The organism is Curtobacterium sp. PhB25 (assembly GCF_004365375.1).
Lineage (GTDB): Bacteria > Actinomycetota > Actinomycetes > Actinomycetales > Microbacteriaceae > Curtobacterium.
In genome coordinates this window covers 44491-67636 of the sequence record NZ_SODR01000010.1, presented here as the reverse complement: position 1 = coordinate 67636, position 23146 = coordinate 44491, and the positions used below count along the sequence as shown (strand labels likewise).

Annotated in this window: 22 protein-coding genes; 17 read left to right on the top strand and 5 right to left on the bottom strand. The window is 71.0% G+C overall.

Going from position 1 to position 23146, the window contains the following annotated elements; translation table 11 throughout:
* Positions 1–229 precede the first annotated feature (229 nt).
* A complete protein-coding gene (locus tag EDF51_RS17300) occupies positions 230–1855 on the bottom strand; it encodes a molybdopterin-dependent oxidoreductase (protein WP_131878188.1) in 1626 nt (541 codons plus the stop codon).
* A 107-nt stretch (positions 1856–1962) separates the two neighbouring features.
* On the opposite strand from EDF51_RS17300, the gene EDF51_RS17295 reads away from it, so the two are divergent.
* The gene (locus tag EDF51_RS17295) at positions 1963–2670 is read left to right on the top strand and encodes a hypothetical protein (RefSeq protein ID WP_131878190.1); all 708 of its coding nucleotides are present in this window, start codon (positions 1963–1965) and stop codon (positions 2668–2670) included.
* A 96-nt stretch (positions 2671–2766) separates the two neighbouring features.
* On the opposite strand, the gene gndA is transcribed toward EDF51_RS17295, so the two are convergent.
* Positions 2767–4224: an NADP-dependent phosphogluconate dehydrogenase gene (gene gndA, locus EDF51_RS17290; protein ID WP_131878192.1), complete on the bottom strand. Its 1458-nt coding sequence runs from the start codon at positions 4222–4224 to the stop codon at positions 2767–2769.
* Between the two features lie 109 nt (positions 4225–4333).
* On the opposite strand from gndA, the gene EDF51_RS17285 reads away from it, so the two are divergent.
* The 3 genes from EDF51_RS17285 (at position 4334) to EDF51_RS17275 (ending at position 5695) form a co-directional block, all read left to right on the top strand.
* Positions 4334–4873, top strand: a complete 540-nt coding sequence (locus tag EDF51_RS17285) for a gluconokinase (RefSeq protein WP_131878194.1) — start codon at positions 4334–4336, stop codon at positions 4871–4873.
* 244 nt (positions 4874–5117) lie between these two features.
* Positions 5118–5321, top strand: a complete 204-nt coding sequence (locus EDF51_RS17280; protein WP_185002705.1) for a ribbon-helix-helix protein, CopG family — start codon at positions 5118–5120, stop codon at positions 5319–5321.
* Positions 5318–5695 carry a type II toxin-antitoxin system death-on-curing family toxin gene (locus EDF51_RS17275; protein ID WP_123340626.1) on the top strand — a complete coding sequence of 126 codons (378 nt, stop codon included), beginning with the start codon at positions 5318–5320 and terminating at the stop codon, positions 5693–5695. The genes EDF51_RS17280 and EDF51_RS17275 overlap by 4 nt, the downstream gene beginning before the upstream one ends.
* A 39-nt stretch (positions 5696–5734) precedes the next feature.
* Here EDF51_RS17275 and EDF51_RS17270 read toward each other — a convergent pair whose 3' ends face one another.
* Positions 5735–6331 carry a class I SAM-dependent methyltransferase gene (locus EDF51_RS17270; protein ID WP_131878196.1) on the bottom strand — a complete coding sequence of 199 codons (597 nt, stop codon included), beginning with the start codon at positions 6329–6331 and terminating at the stop codon, positions 5735–5737.
* Between the two features lie 77 nt (positions 6332–6408).
* Between EDF51_RS17270 and EDF51_RS17265 the strand changes: the two genes are divergently transcribed.
* On the top strand, positions 6409–7206 hold the full coding sequence (locus EDF51_RS17265) for a sugar phosphate isomerase/epimerase family protein (protein ID WP_166673234.1): 798 nt from the start codon (positions 6409–6411) through the stop codon (positions 7204–7206).
* Here the strand turns inward: EDF51_RS17265 and uxaC are convergent.
* Positions 7196–8635 (bottom strand): glucuronate isomerase, encoded by a 1440-nt coding sequence (uxaC, locus tag EDF51_RS17260; protein ID WP_134195760.1) that lies wholly within the window; start codon positions 8633–8635, stop codon positions 7196–7198. The genes EDF51_RS17265 and uxaC overlap by 11 nt on opposite strands.
* A 74-nt stretch (positions 8636–8709) precedes the next feature.
* Positions 8710–9708 carry a LacI family DNA-binding transcriptional regulator gene (locus EDF51_RS17255; protein ID WP_134195833.1) on the bottom strand — a complete coding sequence of 333 codons (999 nt, stop codon included), beginning with the start codon at positions 9706–9708 and terminating at the stop codon, positions 8710–8712.
* A gap of 230 nt (positions 9709–9938) precedes the next feature.
* Here EDF51_RS17255 and EDF51_RS17250 point away from each other — a divergent pair, with 230 nt between their 5' ends.
* The 12 genes from EDF51_RS17250 to pth all read left to right on the top strand — a co-directional run bounded on the left by EDF51_RS17250 (position 9939) and on the right by pth (position 23082).
* Positions 9939–11294 carry an extracellular solute-binding protein gene (locus EDF51_RS17250; protein ID WP_131878202.1) on the top strand — a complete coding sequence of 452 codons (1356 nt, stop codon included), beginning with the start codon at positions 9939–9941 and terminating at the stop codon, positions 11292–11294.
* Positions 11294–12310 carry a sugar ABC transporter permease gene (locus tag EDF51_RS17245; protein ID WP_123294721.1) on the top strand — a complete coding sequence of 339 codons (1017 nt, stop codon included), beginning with the start codon at positions 11294–11296 and terminating at the stop codon, positions 12308–12310. The genes EDF51_RS17250 and EDF51_RS17245 overlap by 1 nt, the downstream gene beginning before the upstream one ends.
* Positions 12307–13266 (top strand): carbohydrate ABC transporter permease, encoded by a 960-nt coding sequence (locus EDF51_RS17240; protein ID WP_166673580.1) that lies wholly within the window; start codon positions 12307–12309, stop codon positions 13264–13266. Before EDF51_RS17245 ends, EDF51_RS17240 begins: the two co-directional genes overlap by 4 nt.
* Positions 13267–13351: 85 nt before the next feature.
* A complete protein-coding gene (locus EDF51_RS17235; RefSeq protein WP_123294722.1) occupies positions 13352–14191 on the top strand; it encodes a sugar phosphate isomerase/epimerase family protein in 840 nt (279 codons plus the stop codon).
* Positions 14188–15405 carry a Gfo/Idh/MocA family oxidoreductase gene (locus EDF51_RS17230; protein WP_134195758.1) on the top strand — a complete coding sequence of 406 codons (1218 nt, stop codon included), beginning with the start codon at positions 14188–14190 and terminating at the stop codon, positions 15403–15405. The genes EDF51_RS17235 and EDF51_RS17230 overlap by 4 nt, the downstream gene beginning before the upstream one ends.
* On the top strand, positions 15402–16289 hold the full coding sequence (locus EDF51_RS17225; protein WP_134195756.1) for a sugar phosphate isomerase/epimerase: 888 nt from the start codon (positions 15402–15404) through the stop codon (positions 16287–16289). Before EDF51_RS17230 ends, EDF51_RS17225 begins: the two co-directional genes overlap by 4 nt.
* A complete protein-coding gene (locus tag EDF51_RS17220) occupies positions 16286–17590 on the top strand; it encodes a mannitol dehydrogenase family protein (protein ID WP_134195755.1) in 1305 nt (434 codons plus the stop codon). Before EDF51_RS17225 ends, EDF51_RS17220 begins: the two co-directional genes overlap by 4 nt.
* The gene (gene manD / locus EDF51_RS17215) at positions 17587–18939 is read left to right on the top strand and encodes a D-mannonate dehydratase ManD (protein WP_228504708.1); all 1353 of its coding nucleotides are present in this window, start codon (positions 17587–17589) and stop codon (positions 18937–18939) included. The genes EDF51_RS17220 and manD overlap by 4 nt, the downstream gene beginning before the upstream one ends.
* A gap of 15 nt (positions 18940–18954) precedes the next feature.
* The gene (locus EDF51_RS17210; protein WP_133938509.1) at positions 18955–19866 is read left to right on the top strand and encodes a hypothetical protein; all 912 of its coding nucleotides are present in this window, start codon (positions 18955–18957) and stop codon (positions 19864–19866) included.
* A gap of 402 nt (positions 19867–20268) precedes the next feature.
* On the top strand, positions 20269–21636 hold the full coding sequence (locus tag EDF51_RS17205; RefSeq protein ID WP_134195753.1) for an RbtT/DalT/CsbX family MFS transporter: 1368 nt from the start codon (positions 20269–20271) through the stop codon (positions 21634–21636).
* Between the two features lie 199 nt (positions 21637–21835).
* Positions 21836–22468, top strand: coding sequence for a 50S ribosomal protein L25/general stress protein Ctc (locus tag EDF51_RS17200; RefSeq protein ID WP_133938505.1), 633 nt, complete (start codon positions 21836–21838; stop codon positions 22466–22468).
* 29 nt (positions 22469–22497) lie between these two features.
* On the top strand, positions 22498–23082 hold the full coding sequence (gene pth / locus EDF51_RS17195) for an aminoacyl-tRNA hydrolase (protein ID WP_133938503.1): 585 nt from the start codon (positions 22498–22500) through the stop codon (positions 23080–23082).
* Positions 23083–23146 lie beyond the last annotated feature (64 nt).

The following is a 23146-nucleotide window of genomic DNA, read 5'->3' as shown; positions in this document are numbered from 1 at the left end:
TCGACCCGCACGGGCTCGACCCGCACGAGTTCGACCCGCACGGGCTCGACCCGCGCGGGTTCGGCCGGCGCCTGGTTCGCCGGCCGGTCGCGACACGCCGCTCACTTCCGCCGAGGTCGCACAGACGGCCCTTCGAACGCTCGACATGCCGAGATCTCGGAACCTCGACGACCAGCGGACGGCGCGCCGCACGGCCCCACCCGACGCCCCCGAACCGCGCCGGCCCGCGCTACTTCGCGTCGACCGTCACCGACGCCCAGCCCGAGGCCCCGTTCGGCGCGGGTGGCCGCTCGACGCTCGTCTGCACCTCGCCGTCGGCGCTCACCGCGCGGACCTCGATCCGGTGCGACCCCGCGGTCGGCGTCCAGCGCAGCACCCACTGGCGCCAGGTGTCCGCCGACACCGAGTCCGCGAGTTCTGCCTGCTGCCACGCACCCGAGCCGACTCGGACCTGCACGGCCTTCACCCCGGTGTGCGGCTGCCAGGCGACCCCGGCGATGGCGACCTGCTCGCCGACGGTCACGGTCGTCCCGTTCCGTGGGGTGTCGATGCGCGACTCGAGCTTCACAGGCCCGCGTTCCGACCATCCTCGCGGCGTCCAGTAGCCCTGCGCATCGGCGAAGCGCGTGACCTCCATCTCGGTCACCCACTTCGTCGCCGACACGTACCCGAACAGCCCGGGCACGACCATCCGCGCCGGGAATCCGTGCTCGGTCGGCAGCGGTTCGCCGTTCATGCCGATGGCGAGGAGCGCGTCGGTGCCCTCGTCCTGCAGGACGTCCAACGGCGTCCCGGCGGTGAACCCGTCGATGCTGCGGGACAGCACCATGTCGGCGTCCCCGGTCGGCTTCGCGCGGGCCAGCAGCTCCCGGATCGGGTACCCGAGCCAGAGCGCGTTGCCGATCAGGTCGCCGCCGACCTCGTTGGACACGCAGCTCAGGGTGGCCATGTGCTCTTCCAGCGGCAGGGCCAGCAGCTCGTCCCACGTCAGCGTGATCTCGTTCTCGACGGCGCCGTGGATGCGCAGGCTCCAGTCACCCGGATCGATGGAGGGGACGCGCAGCGCGGTGTCGATCCGGTAGAAGTCGGCGTTCGGTGTGACGTACGGCGTGATCCCGTCGACGTCGAGCGAGGCGCCGCCCGGCACGGCCGGTGCGGGCGTCGCCGCCGCGGGCAGGCGCACGGCTCGTCGGGCAGCGGCGACCGCCTGCATCGCGGACGACCCCACCCGGGAGGCCGTGCCCACCACGACCGCGACCGCTGCGGTCGTGACACCCCAGACCAGGAACGCGCGGCGCTCGGTCGAGGCCGGTCGCGGTGACGCCGACGGGACGGCCGCTGCGGCCTCCCAGCGCCGGAGCCGGCGGAGCAGCAGCCGCAGGGTGATCACGGCGGCCGCCACGCCGAACACGGTGGGAGCGCCGTCGAACGTGCCGCTGCCGGAACGGGTGCTCACCGCGATGAGCGCGAGCACGCCGCCGACGGCGAAGACGAGCGCCCCGAAGGGCGGCCGAGCGCGCTCGAGGACCCCGGCCCCGGCGCTGATCGCCGCGACGATGACGGTCATGAGCGCGAAGAGTGCGACCTTGTCGCCGGTGCCGAACAGGGCGACCATCAGGTTCTTTGCCCCCGCCGGTGCGAGGTCGATCACGGCGGACCCGACGGCCACCAACGGACTGCCGGCACCACCGAGGAGCAGCGCCCCGAACTCGGCGATCCCGAGGAAGGCGGCGGCGGCCACGAGACCGACGGCCGCAGCGAGGACCGCGGGCCGGCGGAGCGGGGCTCCGGCGGGGCGTTCGTCCGTCGATGGGTCGTCCGGCGTCGGGACGTCCGTGGTGCGTTCGGTGGTCACCGCCCGAGCGTAGGTCGCCCGGCCGCTCGTCCGCTGTGCGTGCGGTTCCCCGGGCGTTCACCGACCCCGGCCAGCACCTGCCGATCGGGCCGTGCGAGGATCGGGGTGTGCCGAGGCGTCCAGATCCAGTTCCGCGCCCCGGCCGCGCCCGCCGCTCCGACCGCACGCCGATGTCGGCGGCGCAGCGCCTGTCCACGTTGCGGTGGGTGATCGTGGGCATCTGGGCAGCGCTCCTCACCGCGCGGATCATCGTCGTCGCGACGGCGCCCGACGTGGACCTGTCCTGGTTCGGGATCGTCGAGTTCGGTGCGATCGCGCTGGGCGTCACGGTCATCGTGGTCGCGGTCTTCCGTGCCGCTGCGGTACGTCGCCGGCACGCTGACGAGGCCCTCGCGCTCGCCATCCGCCGCATCGACCCCACGGTCTGGCTCGTGCCGGCGGCTCCGACGACCGAACTGCGCGACGCGATCGCCGAGGTCCGGCCGGAGGTGAGCCTCGGTGCCCGTGTGACGTGGGCGTTCGGGGCGACCGAGGCCTCCCTGTGGGAACTCGACGACCGCAAGGCCACACGGTTGCTCGTGGTCCGGTGGAGCCGGGTGGTGCACGTCGGGATCGAGGACGTCCACGGCGACGGTGACCGCGCCGATGCCCGTCGGGCGTGCGCGGTCGCGATCCACTACGTCCGGCCGGACGACACCCCGGCGGTCGCGACCTTCTTCGTGCGGACGGCTCCCGGCTCTCGTCGGCTGCTCGGCCGCGGACAGCGGCTGGACCGGCTCGTCGCCGACCTCGCGCGCGAGCGCATCGTCGCCTGAACCGAGCACATCGTCGTGACCGAGCGCACTGCTGTCGGACGTGGGAAGGGCCCCGCCGATCGGCAGGGCCCTTCGAGGGTGCGGTCGTGCCGCGGTCTAGTGGGTGGACGGTTCCTGGTCGACCTCGCGGCGGTCGTCGTCGGACCACAGCGTGTGGAAGGTGCCGTCCTTGTCGATGCGCTGGTAGGTGTGCGCGCCGAAGAAGTCGCGCTGCCCCTGGATGAGCGAGGCGGGCAGCCGCTCGGAGGCGAGCGAGTCGAAGTAGGACAGCGCCGACGAGAAGCCCGGCGCGGGGATCCCCGACGCGGCGGCGATCCCGACGATGCGGCGCCAGGCGGCTTCGCCCTCCTGCACGGCGTTCGCGAAGTACGGGTCGACCAGCAGGCTCTCGAGCGAGGGGTTCTTGTCGTACGCCTCGACGATGCGGTTGAGGAACTGGGCACGGATGATGCAGCCACCCCGCCAGATCTTCGCCACGTTGCCGAGGTTGATGTCCCAGCCGTACTCCTTGGCCCCGGCGATGATCAGGTCGAAGCCCTGCGCGTAGGCGACGACCTTCGAGGCGTAGAGCGCCGCGCGGACGTCGTCCTCGAAGCCGTCGGGGACCTCGGCGATGTCGGGCCGGTCCGGGAACGCCTGCTGCACCGAAGCCCGCTGCGACGGCTTCGACGACACCGCGCGGGCGAACACCGCTTCGCCGATGCCGGAGACCGGGATGCCGAGTCCGACCGCGTTCTGCACGGTCCACACGCCGGTGCCCTTGGAACCCGCTTCGTCGCGGATGACGTCGACGAGGGGCTTGCCGGAGTCGGCGTCGCGCTGCTTCAGGACCTCGACCGTGATCTCGATCAGGTAGGACTCGAGGTCGCCGCCGTTCCACTCCTGGAACACCTTGACCAGGTCCTCGACGGAGAGCCCGCCGACGCGGCGGAGCAGGTCGTAGGACTCGGCGATGAGCTGCATGTCGGCGTACTCGATGCCGTTGTGCACCATCTTGACGAAGTGGCCGGCGCCGTCGGTGCCGATGTGGGTCACGCAGGGCTCGCCCTCGGCGACCGCCGCGATCGACTTGAGGATGGGGCCCAGGGTCTCCCAGGCTTCCTTCGAGCCGCCGGGCATGATCGACGGCCCCTTGAGCGCGCCCTCTTCACCACCGGAGATGCCCGTGCCCACGAAGTTGAGACCCTTCTCGCGCAGGTCGTGCTCACGCCGGATCGTGTCGTGGAAGTTGGCGTTGCCGCCGTCGACGATGATGTCGCCTTCCTCGAACTTCTCGGCGAGCTGCGAGATCACGGCGTCGGTGCCCTTGCCGGCCTGCACCATGATGATCGCCGTGCGCGGCTTCGAGAGCGAGGCGACGAAGCCGTCGATGTCCTCGGACGCGATGAAGCCGGCGTCGCCGTGCTCCTTGATGAGTTCTTCGGTGCGGGCGTAGGTGCGGTTGTACACCGCGACCGTGTTGCCTTCACGCGACGCGAGGTTGCGTGCGAGGTTCGACCCCATGACGGCGAGGCCGATGACCCCGATGTTCGCCTGACCAGTGCTGTCTGCCACGTCGTCTCCTTTGTCCGGACGTGAGACCAACCTACGGTCGGCGCCCTGGGACCGCACGGGTGTTACGGCAACTGGGGACCACTGTTCACCCCGTCAATACTGTGGAGGGATGACCGACACCGCTGTCCTCCCACCCGTCCTCGTCATGGGCGTCTCCGGTTCCGGCAAGTCCACCATCGGGCAGGCGCTCGCCGACGCGCTCGCCGAGCAGGGCCAACCGACCGTGTTCGTCGACGCCGACGACCTGCACCCGGCCGCGAACAAGGAGAAGATGCGGCAGGGCATCCCCCTCACCGACGACGACCGCTGGCCGTGGCTCGACGCCTGCGCCGCGCGGATCGCCGCCGTCGAGACGTCCGGGAGCCGCTGCGTGATGGCCAACTCCGCCCTCAAGCGCGTCTACCGCGATCGGCTCCGGCAGTCGGCGCCGGGCCTCGTCATCGCGTTCCTGGACGGCTCGCACGACCTCATCGCCGAGCGGCAGGCGCACCGGCACCACGAGTACATGCCGTCGTCGCTGCTCGACTCCCAGTTCGCGACGCTCGAACGGCCGCAGGCCGACGAGGCCGCCGTCGACGTCTCCATCGACGGGCCGGTCGACGACACGGTGACGACGATCCTCGCGGCGCTGTCGGTCACTTCCGGCTGAGCCTCACTTCTCCACAGTGAAGTCCTCGCAAGGGATCGTCCACAACCTCTCCCAGGCCTTCCCCCGGCGGAGAAGCGACCGCGCAACACTCGGATCATGACAGTGAACAATCCAGTGACAGGTCGCATCAAGCCGCCACGCGTCGACCCCACCATCGAGATCGACGTCGACGCCTCGAGCGAAGGGACGCCGGTCGGTGCTGCTGATCGATGACCGTGGTATCAACTGTGATACCGTCCTGCGCATGGCCATGACCCTTCGACTGGACGATGCCGAGGCGGCTGCGCTCCGAACCCGGGCCGACCTCGAAGCCCGATCGATGCAGGACATCGCGCGGGAAGCGATCCGCGAGTACATCGAGCACCACAGCCGACGTGACCTCATCGACGGGGTCCTCGACCGCGAGTTGCCGAACTTCGCCGAGGCGCTCGAGCGACTCGGACGATGATCCACCTGACGATCGACGAAGCGCTGCACATCGCTCGGCGGACGTTGGGGCCGGACTTCGTCATCCGAGATGCTGGACTCCTCGAGGCCGCGGTGGCCCGACCAGCGACCTCGGTCGGTGGACGCGACGCCTATCCGTCGTTGCTCGAGAAGGCGGCAGCGCTCGTGCACTCCGCGGTTCGGAACCATGCACTCGTCGACGGCAACAAGCGCCTGGGGTTGATGCTGCTGGTGGTGTTCCTCGGGGTCAACGGGCTTCGGTTGCGCGCGACGAACGACGAGGCGTACGAACTGATCATCGCCATCGCCGAGGGGGAGTTGGACGCGGTTGCGGACATCTCCGCGGTGCTGCAATCGCTGGTTGCTGAAGCCTGAACGACGGCTTCAGCGGATGGCACCGCCGGCTGAGGCACCTCACCGCCGCTTCGCGCGGATGGCAGCGTGCGGCCGCTGTCCCTGATCGACCCGGGCCCGGACGTCCACCACGTCGAACCCGTGGTCGTCGAGGACCTCCGCCAGCGCGCTCGTCGGCCACCGGTACGCCGTGACGACCGCGTGGTCGAAGGACTCGATCCAGGGCCCTTCGAAGAACCCGACCAGCAGGCCGCCGCCCGGCCGGAGCACCCTGCGGAACTCGGCGAAGACCTCGCCGACGCAGGACGGATCGTGGTGGATCACGGAGTACCAGGCGAGCACCCCGTCGACGCTGCCGTCGTCGAGACCGGTGGACTCGATCGCGCCCAGGCGGAAGTCGACGCCGTCGTGCGCGCGTCGTGCGTGCTCGACGAAGGGTGCGACCGCGTCGATGCCGATCACCGCGTGCCCACGATCCGCCAGGTGTGCGGCCCAGTGCCCCGGCCCGCACCCTGCGTCGAGGATGCGAGCCCCGGATCCCGACGCCCAGGCCTCGACCTGAGTCCGGTCCTCGTCGTGGACGGCCGACATCGATCCGAGGACCTCCGCGTACTCGCCCGCACGGTCGCCGTACGCAGCGGTGACGTCGAGGTCCATCGTCCGACCGTACCGGCGCCGGTGGCAACGGACGGCAACAGTCGCCGTCGGGACCTCGGACGAGTTGCATGGACCGCATGTCGTCCAGCGGACTCGGCGTCGTGGCCGGGGCAGAACTGACCGAGGTGGTCCGCCGCGCGGGCGCCGACCACGTGGAGCCGACGATCGCCGGCAACCTCGCGGTCCAAGACGGAACGGGGTGGCGGCGGAACGAGGTCTACGCCGGCCAGCGGTTCCCGTCCTTCGCCATCCTGGTGCCCGGCGACCTCCCGCTGCTGACCACGGAGCCCGGGACGGTCCGGTCCTACTTCGAGTCGGTCCTGCCGATCGTGCGGTCGGTCGCGGAACCGGGCGCGACGATCGTCTTCGGGTCGGGGACCGCTCGGAACGCTCCCGACGGCATGGCGGGCGACGACGCCCTGCGCCGGTTCGGCGAGGTGGTCCGGACCGCACGCGATGTGGCCGCCGCGAACGACCTGCGCATCGTGGTGGAGCCGCTGAGCCGCGCGGAGACGAACATCCTGCACACAGTCGATGCGACGGTGTCGTTCCTCGACGGTGCCGCCCTCGACGGCGTCGGCGTCGTCGCCGACCTGTTCCACATCCGGAACGAGGGCGAGTCGTTCGAGGTCCTGCGGCGCCACGGCGACCGGATCGGGCACGTCCACCTCAGCGATCCGAACCGTCGGCCGCCCGGCACGGTCGACGACGTCTGGCGCGAGTTCCTCGCCGCCGTGCACGACGGCGGGTACCGGGGCGCCGTCTCGCTCGAGTGCCGGTGGGCGCTCGACGCCGAGACCGCCGAAGCCGAGATCCGTTCCGCGCTGGTACGCGTCCGCAGCGTCACGGCCCCGGCCCGCACCGCTACAGCTTGAACGTCGCCCGCGGGATGTCGGACACGATCCGCCCCGCGGTGCGGACGGCGTCCTCCTCCGAGATCTCGTGCGTGACGACGAGCGACGCCAGGTACGCCGCGTCCGCTCGCCGCGCCATGTCGTGCCGCGCGGGGATGGAGCAGTACGCCCGGGTGTCGTCGATGAACCCGGAGGTCTTCGTGAACGACGCCGAGTCGGTGATCGCGGAGCGGTAGCGGCCGATCGCCGCCGGGGTGTCGATGAACCACCACGGCGCTCCGGCGTACACGGCGGGGTAGAAGCCGGCGAGCGGGCCGATCTCGCGCGAGAAGACGGTCTCGTCGACGGTGAACAGCACGAGGTGGAAGCCCGGAGCGGTGCCGAAGGACTCCAGGAGCGGTCGCAGCGGCGTGGTGAAGGAGCCGACGGCGGGCAGGTCGTGGCCGGTGTCCGGGCCGAAGCGTTCGAGCGTCGGTGCGTGGTGGTTCCGGATGACGCCGGGGTGCAGCTGCATGACGAGGCCGTCCTCGACGCTCATCTCGGCCCAGCGGTAGAGCATGTCGTGCCGGTACGCGGTGGCGTCCGCCTCGGAGACGGACGACGGGTCGCGGAGCGCCTCGGCGTGGATTCGCTCGCGCGACGTGGCGGACAACGGCGACGATCCGGCGTCGAGCACCCCGGTGTCCGTGGCCGTCGCGCCGTGCTCGATGAAGTACTGGCGACGTGCGCGGAGTGCTGCCAACAGCCCTGCGTGGGTGCCCGTGTCGATGCCGGCGGCTTCTCCGACGGACGCGACCACGGGCCTCCAGTCCGGCCGCGACGGGTCGAACACGGCGTCCGCGCGGAAGGTGGGGACCACCCGGCCGGTGAACGTGGGGTCGGCGGCGAGCTGCGCGTGCGCGGCGAGGTCGTCGGCGGGGCCGTCGGTGGTGGCGAGGACCTCGATGCCGAAGGTGTCGAACAGCGCGCGCGGGCGGAAGGCGGGGGAGGCCAGCAGGCCTGCGATGTGGTCGTACTGGGCGTCGGCGTTCGCCGCCGACGGCTGCTCCGTCAGTCCGAAGACGTCGTGCAGCTCGGTCTCGAACCAGTAGCGGACGGGGGTGCCGAGGAAGTCGTCCCAGTGGTCCGCCAGGTTCCGCCAGATGGCGCGACCGGGAGGCGCGGCGTGGGTCCCCGACAGGTCCGCGCGTCCCAGCGCGGCCAGGTCCACCCCGTTCGCGTGCAGCAGGCGGAGCACGTAGTGGTCGGGCGTGATGAGCAGCGACGCGGGGTCGCTGAACGGCTGGTCGGCGGCGATGAGCGCCGCGTCGACGTGGCCGTGCGGGGAGATGATCGGTGCGTCCTTGACCGCGTCGTAGACGGTCCGTGTCACCTGACGCGCACCGGGGTCGGCGGGGAGCAGCCGGTCGGGGTGCGGGGCGAGACGGGTGGCGGTGCTGGTCTGGGTCATCATCGACTCCTTCGAGAACGGTACGGACGGCGGGGCGCGGCAGGGCCGGCGGGTGCAGCGGGCGTGCGCCGGCGTCAGGCGGGCGCGGGACCCGTCGACTCCCGGACGGTCAGGTGGGTGGGCAGTGCGACGGCGCCGGTCATGTGCTCACCGGGCAGCTCGTCGGCGGGGATCGCACCGAGCCGGCCGAGCAGCATCCGGATCGCGACACGGCCGGCGCGTTCGATCGGCGAGGTCATGGTGGTGAGCGGCGGGTTGCAGAAGTCGGCACCGAAGATGTCGTCGCAGCCGACGATGCTCATGTCTTCGGGGACGCGGACGCCCCGTTCCCGCAGCCGCGCGAGCATGCCGATCGCGATCAGGTCGTTGAAGGCGATGCAGGCCGTGGCCCCGGCGTGCACGGCGGCGTCGGCGGCTGCGGCTCCGGAGTCGACGAACGGCGCGTGCGGCCCGATGCGGGCGACGCGGACGCCGAGGCGCTTCGCGACGCGCACGAGCGCCTTCCACCGGCGTTCGTTCGACCACGAGCTGTCCGGACCGGCGACGTAGAGCACGTCGCGGTGGCCCAGGGAGACGAGGTGCTGCACGGCCTGCTCGACGCCGCCGGGGGTGTCGATGAGCACCGAGGGCACCCCGGCGGGGCGACGGTTGACGACGACGAGGGGGATCCGCTCGGCGAACCGGGCGATCTGCGCGTCGGACAGGCGTGAGGCGGTGAGGACGACGCCGTCGGCCTTCGCGCTGATCGAGCTCAGGGTGGCGAGTTCGGCGTCGGCGGACTCCTCGGTGTCGACGAGCAACTGCGTCCACCCGGCGCCGGCGAGCTGGTGCTGCGTGCCGCGGATGACGTCGAAGTAGAACGGGTTCGTGATGTCGGAGACGAGCACGGCGACGGCCCGGGTGCGGCCGGACGTCAGGGCGCGTGCCTGCGAGTTGGCGACGTAGCCGAGTTCGCGGGCCGCGCGTTGGATGCGCTCCTGCGTGGTGTGGTTCACGCGGTCGGGCAGCGAGAGTGCGCGGGACACGGTCGACGGGGCCACACCGGTCGCGTCGGCGATGTCCCGGATGGTCACGCGCCGGGCGGCGCTGAAGCCGGCGCCGGCGCTCGTGTCGGCGCTCGCGTCGGATCGCGTGCCGAAGCCGCTGCCGGCGCCGGAGACGTCGATGTCTGTGTCGCTCACGAGGCCGAACGTATTCGCGTCTGGCAACAAGTGGCAACCGGTTGCCGGATGTTGCCAACGGCGGAACAGTGGTGCCACCGGGCAGCGCCGCCCGGAGGAGGTCTCGAGGAGGAAGCCCCCGGATGAACAGAACACGGCTGAAGCCCCGCACCCTCGTCGGTGCCGTCGCGGTGATCGCCCTCGCCGCTCTCTCCCTGCAGGGCTGCGCCGTCGTGAACGGCAGCGGCGACGACCCGAACACCCTCCGCGTGATGATGGGCGCGGACACCACGTACCCCAAGGAGCGCAAGCAGTGGCAGCAGGACACCGCTGCCGAGTTCAAGCGCACCACCGGTGCGGACATCCAGTGGGAGACCTACTCGTCCGCGCAGGAGGAGTTGACCGCGATCCAGACCAGCGTCATCTCCGGCCAGGGCCCCGACGTCTACGCCATCGGCACCACGTTCACCCCGACCGCCTACGCCACCGGTGCCTTCGTCGAGATGGGATCGAAGGAGTGGCAGGCCATCGGCGGCAAGGACCAGTTCGACCCGGCCTCGTTCGGCATCTCGGGTCCGAGCGACTCGAAGCAGATCGGGATCCCGTTCGCCAGCCGTCCGTTCGTGATGGCCGTCAACAAGGACCTGCTCGCGAAGGCCGGCATCACCGACATGCCGACCACGTGGGACGAGCTGACCGAGGACGCGAAGGCCACCACCGGTGACGGTCGGCACGGCCTGGCGATCGCCTACGCCGACGGCTTCGACCCGTGGAAGTTCGTGTGGGGCATGGCGCAGAACGCCGGCAACACCATCGTCGACGGCTCGAAGGCCGAGATCGACAGCGACGCCGTCGAGAACGCGTACCGGACCTACTTCGACTGGGTCACGAAGGACGGCGTCGTCGACAAGGCCGCGATCGGCTGGAACAACGCGCAGGCCCTGGCCCAGTTCACCGAGGGCAAGGCCGCGTTCTTCCCGATGACGACCACCACCGCGATCAACTCCTTCAAGGACACCAAGGTGGACGGCAAGTACGAGTTCGCCCTGCTCCCCACCGTCCCGCCGGGGGCCAGCGAGCGCCCGGCCGACGGCATCGAGGCCGCGAGCATCCTGTCCGGCGACAACTGGGTGGTGGCCGACTACGGCACGAAGCAGCAGCTGTCCTTCGACTTCGTCAAGCAGCTCAGCGCACCGAAGGCGCAGCTCGAGTACTACGACCTGTTCGGCAACCTGCCGACCAACGCGTCCGCTGCCGCTGACCTGGCCGCCGACAACCCGCAGCTCAAGCCGATCATCGACGCGGGCCGCCTGTCGAAGCCCACCGCCTTCACCGGCGCCTGGTCCGACATCCAGCTCGCCCTGGTCGACGTGGTCGTGCAGTCGATCCCGTCGCTCAAGAGCGGCGAGGTCACCGACGACCAGCTCCGCAAGCGTCTGCAGGACGCCCAGAAGGACGCCCAGTCCACCCTCGACCGTCAGAAGAACGGAGGTCTGTGATGACCAGCACCCAGACCAGACCGCCGCAGCGCACGGAGCAGACGGTCCGCCCGCACGGCACGACGCCGCTGTACAAGAAGGAGCGTCCGCTCTGGATGCTCATCCCCGGCGGGGTCCTCATGCTCGCCGTCATCGTGGTGCCGCTCCTGGTGGGCTTCTACATCGCGATGCTCGACCTGGACCAGTACACGCTGCGGCAGTGGTTCAGCGCCCCCTTCATCGGCTTCGCGAACTTCACCGAGGCCTTCACGAACTCGCCCCTGCTCCACTCGATCTGGATCTCGGTGTCGCTGTCCGTCCTGGTCACCGCGGTCACCGTGCCGATCGGCGTCGCGGCCGCGATCTCGACGCAGAACCGGTTCCCGGGGCGCGGCCTCGTCCGGTCGATCTACCTGATCCCCTACGTGCTGCCCGCGTTCGTCGTCGGCACGTTCTTCCGCACGATGCTGCAGCCGCAGGGCGTCGTGAACTCGATCCTGCACACCGACGTGCTCTGGCTGAACGGCTCCGCGTCGTACTGGGCGCTGGCCGGCGTGATGATCTGGACGAGCTGGCCGTTCGTCTACCTGCTGTCGCTGGCCGGGCTGCAGGCCGTGGACAACGAGGTGCACGAGGCCGCTGCGCTCGACGGGGTGACCTGGTGGGCGAAGCTGCGCTACATCATCTTCCCGTACCTGCGCGGCCCGCTCAGCCTGGCGGTGATCATCGCGATCCTGCACAACATCAACAACTTCACCCTGCCGTTCGTGCTGTTCGGCATCCCGCTGCCGTCGAGCGTCGAGGTCATGCCCGTCCTGACGTACATCGCGAGCTTCCAGTCGTTCCGCTTCGGTCTGTCCGCGGCCATGGCGATCTGCTCGCTCGTGATCGTCGCCATCCCGCTGTTCGTCTACCTGCGAGCCGTCAAGCTCGACACCGGTGACGACGCGGGCCCCAACCGGAAGCAGCGCCGCGCCGACCGCGCCACGCTCGCCGCCGCCCCGACCGCCGCCGACATCGACGGAGCACGCGCATGAGCGCCCAGAGCACATCCTTCGCCGGCACCACCCGGACCCGCCCGACGTCGACCTTGACCGAGAGCATCACCGCGCCCGGTCGACGCCACAAACGCCCCTACGACACCGACGTCACCCGGCTCCTGCCCCGCTGGCTGCTCATCGTGGTGATCGCGATCATCATCGCGTTCATCGCCGTCCCGGTCCTGTACATCCTGTTCGGCTCGGTGAACTCGGACGTCGCGGTCGCCCGCGGCGAGTACTTCCCGTCCGAGTTTACACTGTCGAACTACGTCGAGATCTGGTCCACGGTCGCCCTCGGCGAGGGGCTGGTCAACTCGATGCTCACCGCCGGCGCGGTCGCCATCGCGAGTGCGGCGCTCGCCGTGTCCACCGCGTACGTGCTGGTCCGGTTCCGGTTCCTCGGTCGCCTGACCATCCTGCGTGGGCTCCTCGCGCTGCAGTCGATCCCCGGCACGCTCCTGCTGCTGCCCGTGTTCGTGGTGTTCTCGAACATCGCCAGTGCCACGGGCGTGCAGATCATCGGCACCCGCTGGGGTCTGTTCGTCACCTACCTGACGTTCGCCCTGCCGTTCTCGACCTGGGTCATGGTCACCTACCTGCGTGGTCTGCCCAAGGAACTCGAGGAGGCCGCCCGCATCGACGGCGCCTCGAGCACGAAGATCCTCACGAAGATCGTCCTGCCGCTGTCGTGGCCCGGCATCGTCGTCTCGGCGATCTTCGCCTTCCTGCTCGGCTGGAACGACGTCCTGTTCTCCACGATCATGACGACCCCGAACACCCGGACGGTGGCCGTGGTCCTGCAGGTGCTCGGCACCACGCAAGAGGGCGGTGCTGTCCCGATCTACGGCCAGATGATGGCCGCCTCGATCGTCTGCGCCGTGCCGGTCGTCGCCCTGTACCTCATCTTCCAGCGCTACCTGGTGGGCGGTCTGACGGCCGGCTCCGTCAAGTGAGCGCGGCAGTCACCGCAACCCAGAACCGGACTGGAGGTCCGTGGCGGCCCCGCCACGCGCCTCCCGTCCGACACGAAAGGACACCATGACCGACCAGCCCACGTGGGAACTCTCCGGCTTCGGCGACGAGATCGACTCAGACCCCGTCGTCCAGGTCGCGGTCCTGCAGGCGCTCGGCGCGAGCGCCATCGAGGTCCGCAGCGCCTGGGGCGTGAACGTCGTCGACCTCGACGAGGACCAGCTCGCCGGACTCCACCGCCTGCTCGAGGAGCGCGGACAGACCGTGTCCGCCATCGCCTCGCCGATCGGCAAGGTCTCCGTCGACGAGCCCGTCGAGCACGAGGTCGGGCGGCTCGGTCGCGCGATCGCCGCCGCGCACGCCCTCGGCACCACGAACATCCGGATCTTCTCGTTCTACTTCGAGGGCCGGCAGCCGGAGGACGTCCGCGACGACGTCCTCGTCCGGATGCGCGCCCTGGCCGACCTCGCCGCACGCGAGGGCGTGACCCTGCTGCACGAGAACGAGAAGGACATCTACGGCGACGTCCCCTCGCGCGTGCTCGACATCGTCGAGAGCGTCGGGTCGCCGGCGCTCCGACTGGCCTGGGACAACGCGAACTACGTGCAGTGCGGCGTCAAGCCGTTCACCGACGGGTGGGCGCAGCTCGCGCCCTACGTCGACTACCTGCAGGTCAAGGACGCCCTGGCCGCCGACTCGTCGGTGGTCCCCGCGGGCGAGGGCGACGGCGAACTGCTGCAGACCCTCACCGCGCTGCGCGACGCCGGGTACTCCGGCTACGCCTCGCTCGAGCCGCACCTCAGCGACTTCACCTCCCTCGGCGGGTTCTCCGGCCCCGCGGCCTTCGGTCGCGCCGGTCGTGCCCTCCGCACCCTCACCGACCAGATCGGAGTCACCCTGCGATGACCACCCCACTGAAGTTGGCAGTCGTCGGCGCCGGCGTCATCGGACGCCACCACGCCACGGTCGCCGTCCACCACCCGGACCTGCAGGTCGTCGCCCTCGTCGACGCGATCCCCGCCGCCGCCACGAGCGCCGCCGACGAGATCGAGGCGATGGGCGTCACCCGCCCCGTCACGACGTCCACCATCGAGGAAGCGATCGCGCAGACCGACATCGACGTCGTCGCGATCTGCTCGCCCTCCGGCATGCACGTGCAGCTCGCCGAGGCGGCCCTGGCCGCCGGCAAGCACGTCGTCATCGAGAAGCCCCTCGACACGACGATGCCCCGGGCCCGGCAGATCGCCGCGCTCGCCGCAGCGGCACGCGACCGAGGACTCGTCACGAGCGTCATCAGCCAGCACCGCTTCGACCCGGCCTCGGCCGCCGTCGCCGCAGCCGCCCACGACGGCGGGTTCGGCACCGTGACCTCCGGCCTGGCGAGCGTCGCCTGGTACCGGTCGCAGGGCTACTACGACTCCGGTGACTGGCGTGGCACCTGGGCGCTCGACGGTGGTGGCGCCGTGATGAACCAGGGCGTGCACACCGTCGACCTGCTCGTCTGGGCGCTCGGCCGTCCGGTCGAGATCTCGGCCCAGACCGGGCTGCTCGCGCACGACCGCATCGAGGTCGAGGACACCGCCGTCGCCACCGTCCGGTTCGCCGGCGGCGCGCTCGGTGTCATCCACTGCACGACCGCCGCGTACCCGGGCCTCTCCGCCCGCTACGCCGTGTACGGCACGCACGGGTCGGCGATCGTCGACGACGACCGCCTGGCCTACTTCCACATCGCACCCGACGCCGCCACCCTCGAGTCCGCGTCGACCACCTCGAACGCCTCGGCGGTCGCGGGCGCGGTCGACCAGAAGGACGACGTCGTCCCGCCGGAGCACGTCGTCGGCGGCCCTGCCGAGCCCGACCACTTCGCCGCAGGGCACGGTCGGCAGTACACCGACATCGTGGCCGCGATCCGCGAGGGCCGTGAGCCCGGCGTGACCGTCGACGCGGCCCTCGTGTCGCTCGCCACCGTCCGCGGGCTGTACGTCAGCGCGACGCTCGGGCAGCCCGTCCGGATCGACGACGTGATCGAGGGCAAGTACGACGACGTGGTGCCGGTCGTCGGCGCCCACGCGACCTCGGACACCGCCAGTGCCACCGCGACCGAAGGAGCCACCCGATGAAGTTCTCCGTGTTCACCGCCTCAACCCCCGACTGGACCCCGTCGCAGGCCGCCTCGACGCTGGCCGAGCAGGGCTGGGACGGCGTCGAGTGGCGCATCGTCGACGACCGCCCGGCGGACGGCGCCGTCGTGCCCGCCGGTCGCTCGTTCTGGGCCGGCAACAACTCCACGTGGCAGTTCACCGGCATCCAGGACCACGTCGGCGAGATCGCCCGGATCACCGACGCCGCCGGGCTCGAGTACTCCGGCATCGGCGGCTACCAGCAGGCGTCGGACCACGAGGGCGTCGAGACCATGCTCCGCGTCACGAGCGAGCTCGGCGCCCGCCAGGTGCGGGTCTCGATGCCGATGTACCGGCAGGAGAAGGAACGCACCGGCGAGACGTACGGGCAGATCTTCGACCGCACCCGCGCCGACCTCGAGTGGGCGGTGACCCGGGCGACCGAGCTCGGCGTCAAGGTGCTCGTCGAGCTGCACCACATGACGATCACGCCCTCGGCCTCGGCGGCGCTGCGGCTCGTCGACGGCCTCGACCCGGAGCACATCGGTGTCATCCACGACCTCGGCAACCTGGTCATCGAGGGGCAGGAGGACCACCTCGCCGCGTTCGAACTCCTCGGCCCGTACCTCGCGCACGCCCACGTGAAGAACGCCCGCTGGGTCGACACCGGCGACACCCGCGCCGACGGCAGCACGATCTGGCAGAACGAGTGGGCGCCGCTGCGCACCGGGCAGGCGTCCGTCTCCGAGTACCTCGACGCCCTCCGCCAGGTCGGCTACGACGGCTGGGTCACCATCGAGGACTTCTCCACCGACCTGCCCCTCGAGGCCCGGACCGCCGACAACCTGGCGTACCTGCGGTCCCTCGTCCCGGTGTCGGCATGACCGATCGCCGACCGGGCATCGTGCACGTCGGGGTCGGGGCGTTCGCGCGCGCCCACCTCGCCTGGTACACGGCCCACACCACGGGGGAGCCGTGGGGCATCACCGCCTTCACCGGCCGCTCGCCCGCGGCGGCGGACGCCCTCACCGCGCAGGACTGCCGGTACACGCTGGTCACGCGTGCTGCGACCGGCGACGACGCCGAGGTGGTCGACACGATCGTGGCCGCCCACCCGGGCAGCGACGAAACGGCCTGGAGGCACGTGGTCGCGTCCCCGGAGACCACCATCGTCACGCTGACGGTCACCGAGCAGGGCTACCGGTCCGGTTCCGACGTCCCCGCCCGGTTGGTCACGGGGCTCGACGCCCGGCGCACGGCCGGCGGCGGGCGCATCGCGCTGGTCAGCCTCGACAACCTCACGCACAACGGCGCGGTGCTGCGCGAGGCCGTGCTGGGCGCCACCACCGACCCCGGACTGCGCGCGTGGATCGAGGCGAACGTCTCGTTCCCGTCGTCGATGGTCGACCGGATCACCCCCGCGACCACCGACGCCGACGTCGAAGGCCTCGCCGCCCTGCCGGGAGCGCTCGCCGCGGACCGGGTTCCCGTCGTCACCGAGCCGTTCGCGGAGTGGGTGCTCGAGGACGCCTTCGACGGGATCGACCGCCCCGCGTGGGAGACCGCCGGCGTGCGCATCGTCGACGACGTCACCCCGTACGAGCAGCGGAAGCTCTGGCTGCTGAACGGCTCGCACTCGCTGCTCGCTTACCTCGGGCTCCAGCGTGGGCACGAGACCGTCGCCGCGGCCATGGACGACCCGGTGTGCCGTGCCGCCGTCGAGCAGCTGTGGGACGAGGCCGCCCGCGAACTGCCCCTGCCTGCCGACGAGGTCACCGACGCCCGTGCCGCCCTGGTGGACCGGTTCCAGAACCCGCGCATCCGTCACACCCTGCGGCAGATCGCGTCCGGCGGGTCGCAGAAGCTGCCCGTCCGGGTCGTCGACGTCGTGCGGCACCGACTCGAGCGCGAGCCGTCGGGCGGCATCGGGCCCGGAGCCGCGACCGCGATCGCCGCGTGGTGGCTCCACGTCACGGCGCAGCCCGACCTCGTGGACGACGACGGAGCCCCCGGGGCAGACTCGGACGTGCGCGACGTGCTGCGCGTCATCGCCCCCGACCTCGACACCACCGACGTGGTCGACGCGATCACCGCGGCGGCCGACGACATCCGGGCGGCGAGCACCGCCGCACGCACCACCACCAGCACCGCCCGAACGAGCACCGACGAAGGAGTCCACGCATGACCGACACCACCACGAACCCCGCGGCCCCGGTGCCGGGCGCCGCCGACACCGGCGCGGCGACCGGGCACACCTCCGGGCGTCCGGACACGTGGGCGTCGGCCGACCGCGGCCAGCTCATCGAGCGTGCCGAGGTCATCGTCACCAGCCCGAACCGGAACTTCGTCACGCTGAAGATCACGACCGCCGACGGCGTCACGGGCCTCGGTGACGCGACGCTGAACGGCCGCGAGCTCGGTGTCGCCGCGTACCTGTCCGAGCACGTCGTGCCGCTGCTGATCGGCCGCGACGCCAGCCGCATCGAGGACGCCTGGCAGTTCCTGTACCGCTCGTCGTACTGGCGTCGCGGCCCGGTCACGATGGCGGCGATCGCGTCCGTCGACATGGCGCTCTGGGACATCAAGGCCAAGGTCGCCGGCATGCCGCTGTACCAGCTCCTCGGTGGCGCATCCCGCACCGGGCTGATGGCCTACGGACACGCCTCGGGCAAGGAGCTCCCCGAGCTGTTCGACTCGATCCGCGAGCACCAGGAGGAGGGCTACCGCTCGATCCGCGTGCAGACCGGCGTCCCCGGCCTCGAGAGCATCTACGGCATCGCGTCGAACAAGACCACCGAGGGCAACGAGGGTGTCCGGTACGACTTCGAGCCGGCACAGCGCGGAGCCTTCCCCGCCATGGAGGACTGGGACACCCGCGCCTACCTGCGCCACGTGCCCACCGTGTTCGAGGCCGTCCGGAACGAGTTCGGACCCGAACTGCCGCTCCTGCACGACGGGCACCACCGGATGACCCCGCTGCAGGCCGCGAAGCTCGGCAAGTCCCTCGAGCCGTACGACCTGTTCTGGCTCGAGGACTGCACCCCGGCCGAGAACCAAGAGGCACTCAAGCTCGTCCGGCAGCACACCACCACACCGCTCGCGATCGGTGAGGTCTTCAACACGATCTGGGACTTCAAGGACATCATCCGCGACCAGCTCATCGACTACGTCCGCGGAGCCGTCACGCACATGGGCGGCATCTCCCCGCTCAAGAAGACGATGGACTACGCCGCGATGTACCAGATCAAGTCCGGGTTCCACGGGCCGACCGACATCTCGCCCGTCGGCCTGGCTGCCCAGATGCACCTCGGGATGGCGATCCACAACTTCGGCATCCAGGAGTACATGCAGCACGGGCCGCAGACGAACCAGGTGTTCCAGCAGACCTTCACCTTCACGGACGGCTACCTGCACCCCGGTGACGAGCCCGGCCTCGGGGTCAGCCTCGACGTCGACGAGGCCGGCAAGTACCCGTACGAGCAGGCCTACCTGCCGTTCAACCGCCTGGCCGACGGAACGGTGCACGACTGGTAGCGGCAAGCTGTGGGTGTGGAGTTCGCAGAGGTCGCCCGGGAGCTGCTGCTCGTCCCGCCGGGGGACTTCGTCGCCGAGCGCACCGCTCGCCAGCGCGCGGTGCGGAAGGACGACCGGGCCCTGGCCGCGGCGATCGGGAAGCTCCGGAAGCCGGCACCGGCAGCGTGGGTCGTGGACCTGCTCGCGCACGACGGCGCCCTCGACGACGCGGTCGACCTCGGGCCAGCCCTCCGCAAGGCCCAGGCCGACGCCGACCCCGGAGCGATCCGGACACTCCGACAGCAACGCTCCGAGGTGATCGAGGCGCTGGCGCAGGCCGGGGCCGACCTCGCCTCGGACGCCGGACACCCGGTGACGGCGGCGGTGCTGGCACAGGTGCGGGCGACGATCGAAGCGGCGATGGCCGATCCGCACGCAGGCGCCGCTGTGCGTTCGGGGCTGCTCGTGACGCCCTTGGAGAGCGTGGGGTTCGACGCGGTCGACCTGGACGGGGCGCTCGCGGACCCGGACGCGGTGCCGGACGCCTGGTCCGGCAGCGATGCCCCACCCATCCCGATCACCCAGGCGAGGGGCGCGCGGAAGGCGAGCCGTGCCTCCCGGTCGACGGAGACGGAACCCCAGGACGGACCGGAGCCGGACGCCCAGCCCGAGCCCAAGCGTGACCCGGCCGCTGAGCGGAAGGCCGCACGCCAGGCGGAGACCGCCGCCCGGAGCGAGTCGCGCGACGCCGATGCCGCAGTCGACGCCGCGGAGGCGGACCTCGAGCAGGCCGAGGAGCGCCGGGCCGACCTGCAGCGCGAGCTCGATCGGGCGACCGCGGAGATCGAGGCCCTCGAACGTGCTCGCGACGCCGCCGAGGCCACGAGCAACGACGCCCGCGAGCTGCTGGCGGCCGCGCAGGAGCACCGGCGCAGCCTCGGCCGCTGAGCCTCGCGGAGCGTTCCTTCCCATCACGCGCGCGATGGAAGGTCGAATCGGGCGTACTCGGTCAAAAGGAACGACCACCTACGCCCGGAACGACCCACTACGCCCGGAACGACCCACCACGCGCGGCACGACCGCCGATCGTTACACAACAGTTGTCGTTCTTGACGAGCGGCGTTGGAGCGGTCTAACGTCGGACACCATGCTTCGGGCCGGCGATGGTCCGCCGGGATCCGTCTCCGCATCAGCACGGGGCGCCCCGGGTACAGGACTCGCATCATCGCCGACGCCCCGACCGCCCGCAGCCACTGCGCGGGCGGTCGGGTGCGTGGCGCGCGGCGCACCCCGGAGACATGCCGCGATGCCGGGTCGAGCACTCCGGGGCCCCTCCAGGAGAGACGACACATGTCGGAACCCCGCACCAACCGCACCACGACCCTGACCCCGCCGAACGGCGTGACGACCGCCCCACCTGCCACCGCACCACCGGCTGCCGGGCGCGAGGGCTTCATCGCCCGCCTCGGCATCCCGCACCCGCTGCGCTGGGGCTTCCTCGGTGTCCTCGTCTTCATGACGGGCGACGGCATCGAGTCGAACTTCATCGCTCCGCACATCGCCGCGGCCCTCGGCTCGGGCGGTACGGACAGCGCCGCGATGGTGATCGGCATCTACGGCGTCGCCGTCCTGGTGGCGTCCTACTTCGCCGGCGTGCTCTCCGAGCTGTGGGGCCCGCGCCGCGTCATGACGATCGGCGCCGTCCTGTGGGTGGTGTTCCAGGTCGCGTTCCTCGCGGCACTGCCCACCGGGTCGGTCGGGCTGATCGCCCTGACGTACTTCCTGCGCGGACTCGGCTTCCCGCTGTTCGCCTTCTCGTTCCTCTGCTGGGTGAACCACACCGTGGCGCGCGACCGGAACGCCACGGCCGTCGGCTGGTTCTACGTCGTCTTCACCGGCGGCCTGCCGACGCTCGGCTCGCTCATCGCGATCGGCAGCATCCCCGCGTTCGGTGGCGGCCACACGGGTGAGACGTGGTCGATGGCCCTGTCGCTCGTCCTGGTCGTGGCCGGCTGGGTGATCGTCCGGTTCGGCGTGCACGAGCGGACCGGGCTCGGCCGCATCGCCCCGCGCTCGCACTCCGCCGCACGGGTCATCGCCAGCGGCATCGAGGTCTGCATCACGCGCCCCAAGGTCCTGCTCGCCGTCCTGATCCGGCTCGTCAACACGGCGCCCGAGTTCGGCATGTTCGTGATCATGCCGGCGATCATCGGTACCGTGCTCGGGTGGGGCCAGTCGAAGTGGCTCACGATGACGGTGATCGTCTACGCCGGCAACATCCTGTTCAACGCCTTCTTCGGTGCCCTCGGTGACCGCATCGGCTGGATCCGCACCGTCAAGTGGTTCGGCATCGGCGCCTCGGCGATCGGGCTGCTGGCCTGGTGGTACGTCCCGCACCTGGTGCCGGCCGGTTCCGAGTGGGGCTTCTGGCTCGCCACCGCCGCGGGGACGGTGTTCGGCATCATGCTCGCCGGGTTCACACCCATGGGCGCGATCGTCCCCGCCTTCGCCGGCGAGGAGCGTCGCGGTGCCGCGATGGCGATGTACGCCACGGCGGCCGGTGGTGCGACCTTCCTCGGCAACGCCGTGGTCAGCGCCGTCCTGCCGTGGGGTGGCCCCGGTGGCGTGGTCTGGACGTTCGTCGGCCTCTACGTCCTCGCCTTCGTGGTGCTGTCCTTCCTCAAGGTGCCGAAGGAGTCGGTGGCTGCGGGGCACTGAGGCACGACACGCCCGGCGGGTGCTGGTAGAGTCGGTGATTGACTTCGGCGAGGGCCGCGACAGCGGCCGTGATCGACGCGGTGGGAGACCCGGCCCAGCCCAGGGAACGTTCCTCACGCGTGCACGCGTTCGAGTTGCAACACCACAGACCCCCACGATGCCGGACCGCCGGTGTCGACCCCCGAGACCAGGAGGCACCATGGCCGACTACACGAAGCTCGCAGCGGACGTCCGCACCAAGTTCGGCAAGGGTGCAGCGCGCAAGCTCCGCGCCGCCGACAAGATCCCGGCAGTGGTCTACGGCCACGGCACCGAGCCGAAGCACATCTCGCTGCCCGGTCACGAGACCATGCTGCTCGTCCGTACCGCCAACGCGGTCGTCGACCTCGACATCGAGGGTGCGGCCCAGCTCGCCCTCGTCAAGGACGTCCAGCGTGACCCGGTGCGCCAGATCATCGAGCACATCGACCTCGTGGTCCTGCGCCGCGGCGAGAAGGTCACGGTCGACGTGCCCGTCGTCATCGAGGGCGAGTCCTTCTCCGGCACGATCCACGTGCAGGACCTGAACACCGTCTCCCTGCTGGTCCTCGCGACCGACATCCCGGAGCACGTCGTCGTCGACGTCGAGGGCCTCGAGGACGGCGTGCAGATCACCGCCGCCGAGCTCGAGCTCCCCGAGGGTGCCGAGCTCGAGACCGACGGCGAGGCGCTCGTCGTGCAGATCGTCACCCCGCGTGGCACCGCTGACGACGACGCTGCGGACGAGGCCTCGGCCGAGGCCGGTGCCGAAGCCGGTGCCGAGGGCGGCTCCGAGCCGGTCGACTCCGAGTAACACCCCTTCGAAGGCATCTGGTCGACGCTGTGGCGGATCGAACGTTGGTCGTGGTCGGACTCGGGAACCCCGGGCCCGACTACGCCGGCAACCGTCACAACGTCGGCCAGATGGTCCTCGACGAACTCGCCGCCCGCATGGGAGCGCGGTTCAAGAAGCACAAGACGCCGAACCAGGTCGCCGAGGGGCGCCTGGTGCCCGGCGGACCGCGCCTGGTGCTCGCGAAGCCCGGCTCGTTCATGAACACCTCGGGTGGACCGGTCTCGTCGGTCCTCGGGTTCTACAGCGCCACCCCGGCCGACCTCGTCGTCGTGCACGACGAGCTCGACCTGCCGTTCGACACCGTCCGCCTCAAGGGCAGCGGGGGTCACGGCGGGCACAACGGGCTGCGCGACATCATCAAGGCCACCGGCACGAACGAGTTCTCGCGCGTGCGCGTCGGCATCGGTCGTCCGCCCGGTCGTCAGGACCCCGCCGACTACGTGCTGCGTGACTTCTCCGCAGCCGAGAAGAAGTCGCTGCCCATCCTGCTGGCCGACGCCGCGGACGCGGTCGAGGCGATCGCCGAGGTCGGACTCGTCGCCGCGCAGCAGCGGGTGCACGCACCGTCCTGACCGCGCTGGTCGATCCCGGCCGTGTTCGCCCGTCGCGCACCACGCGGGCGGTGTCGGTGGGGGC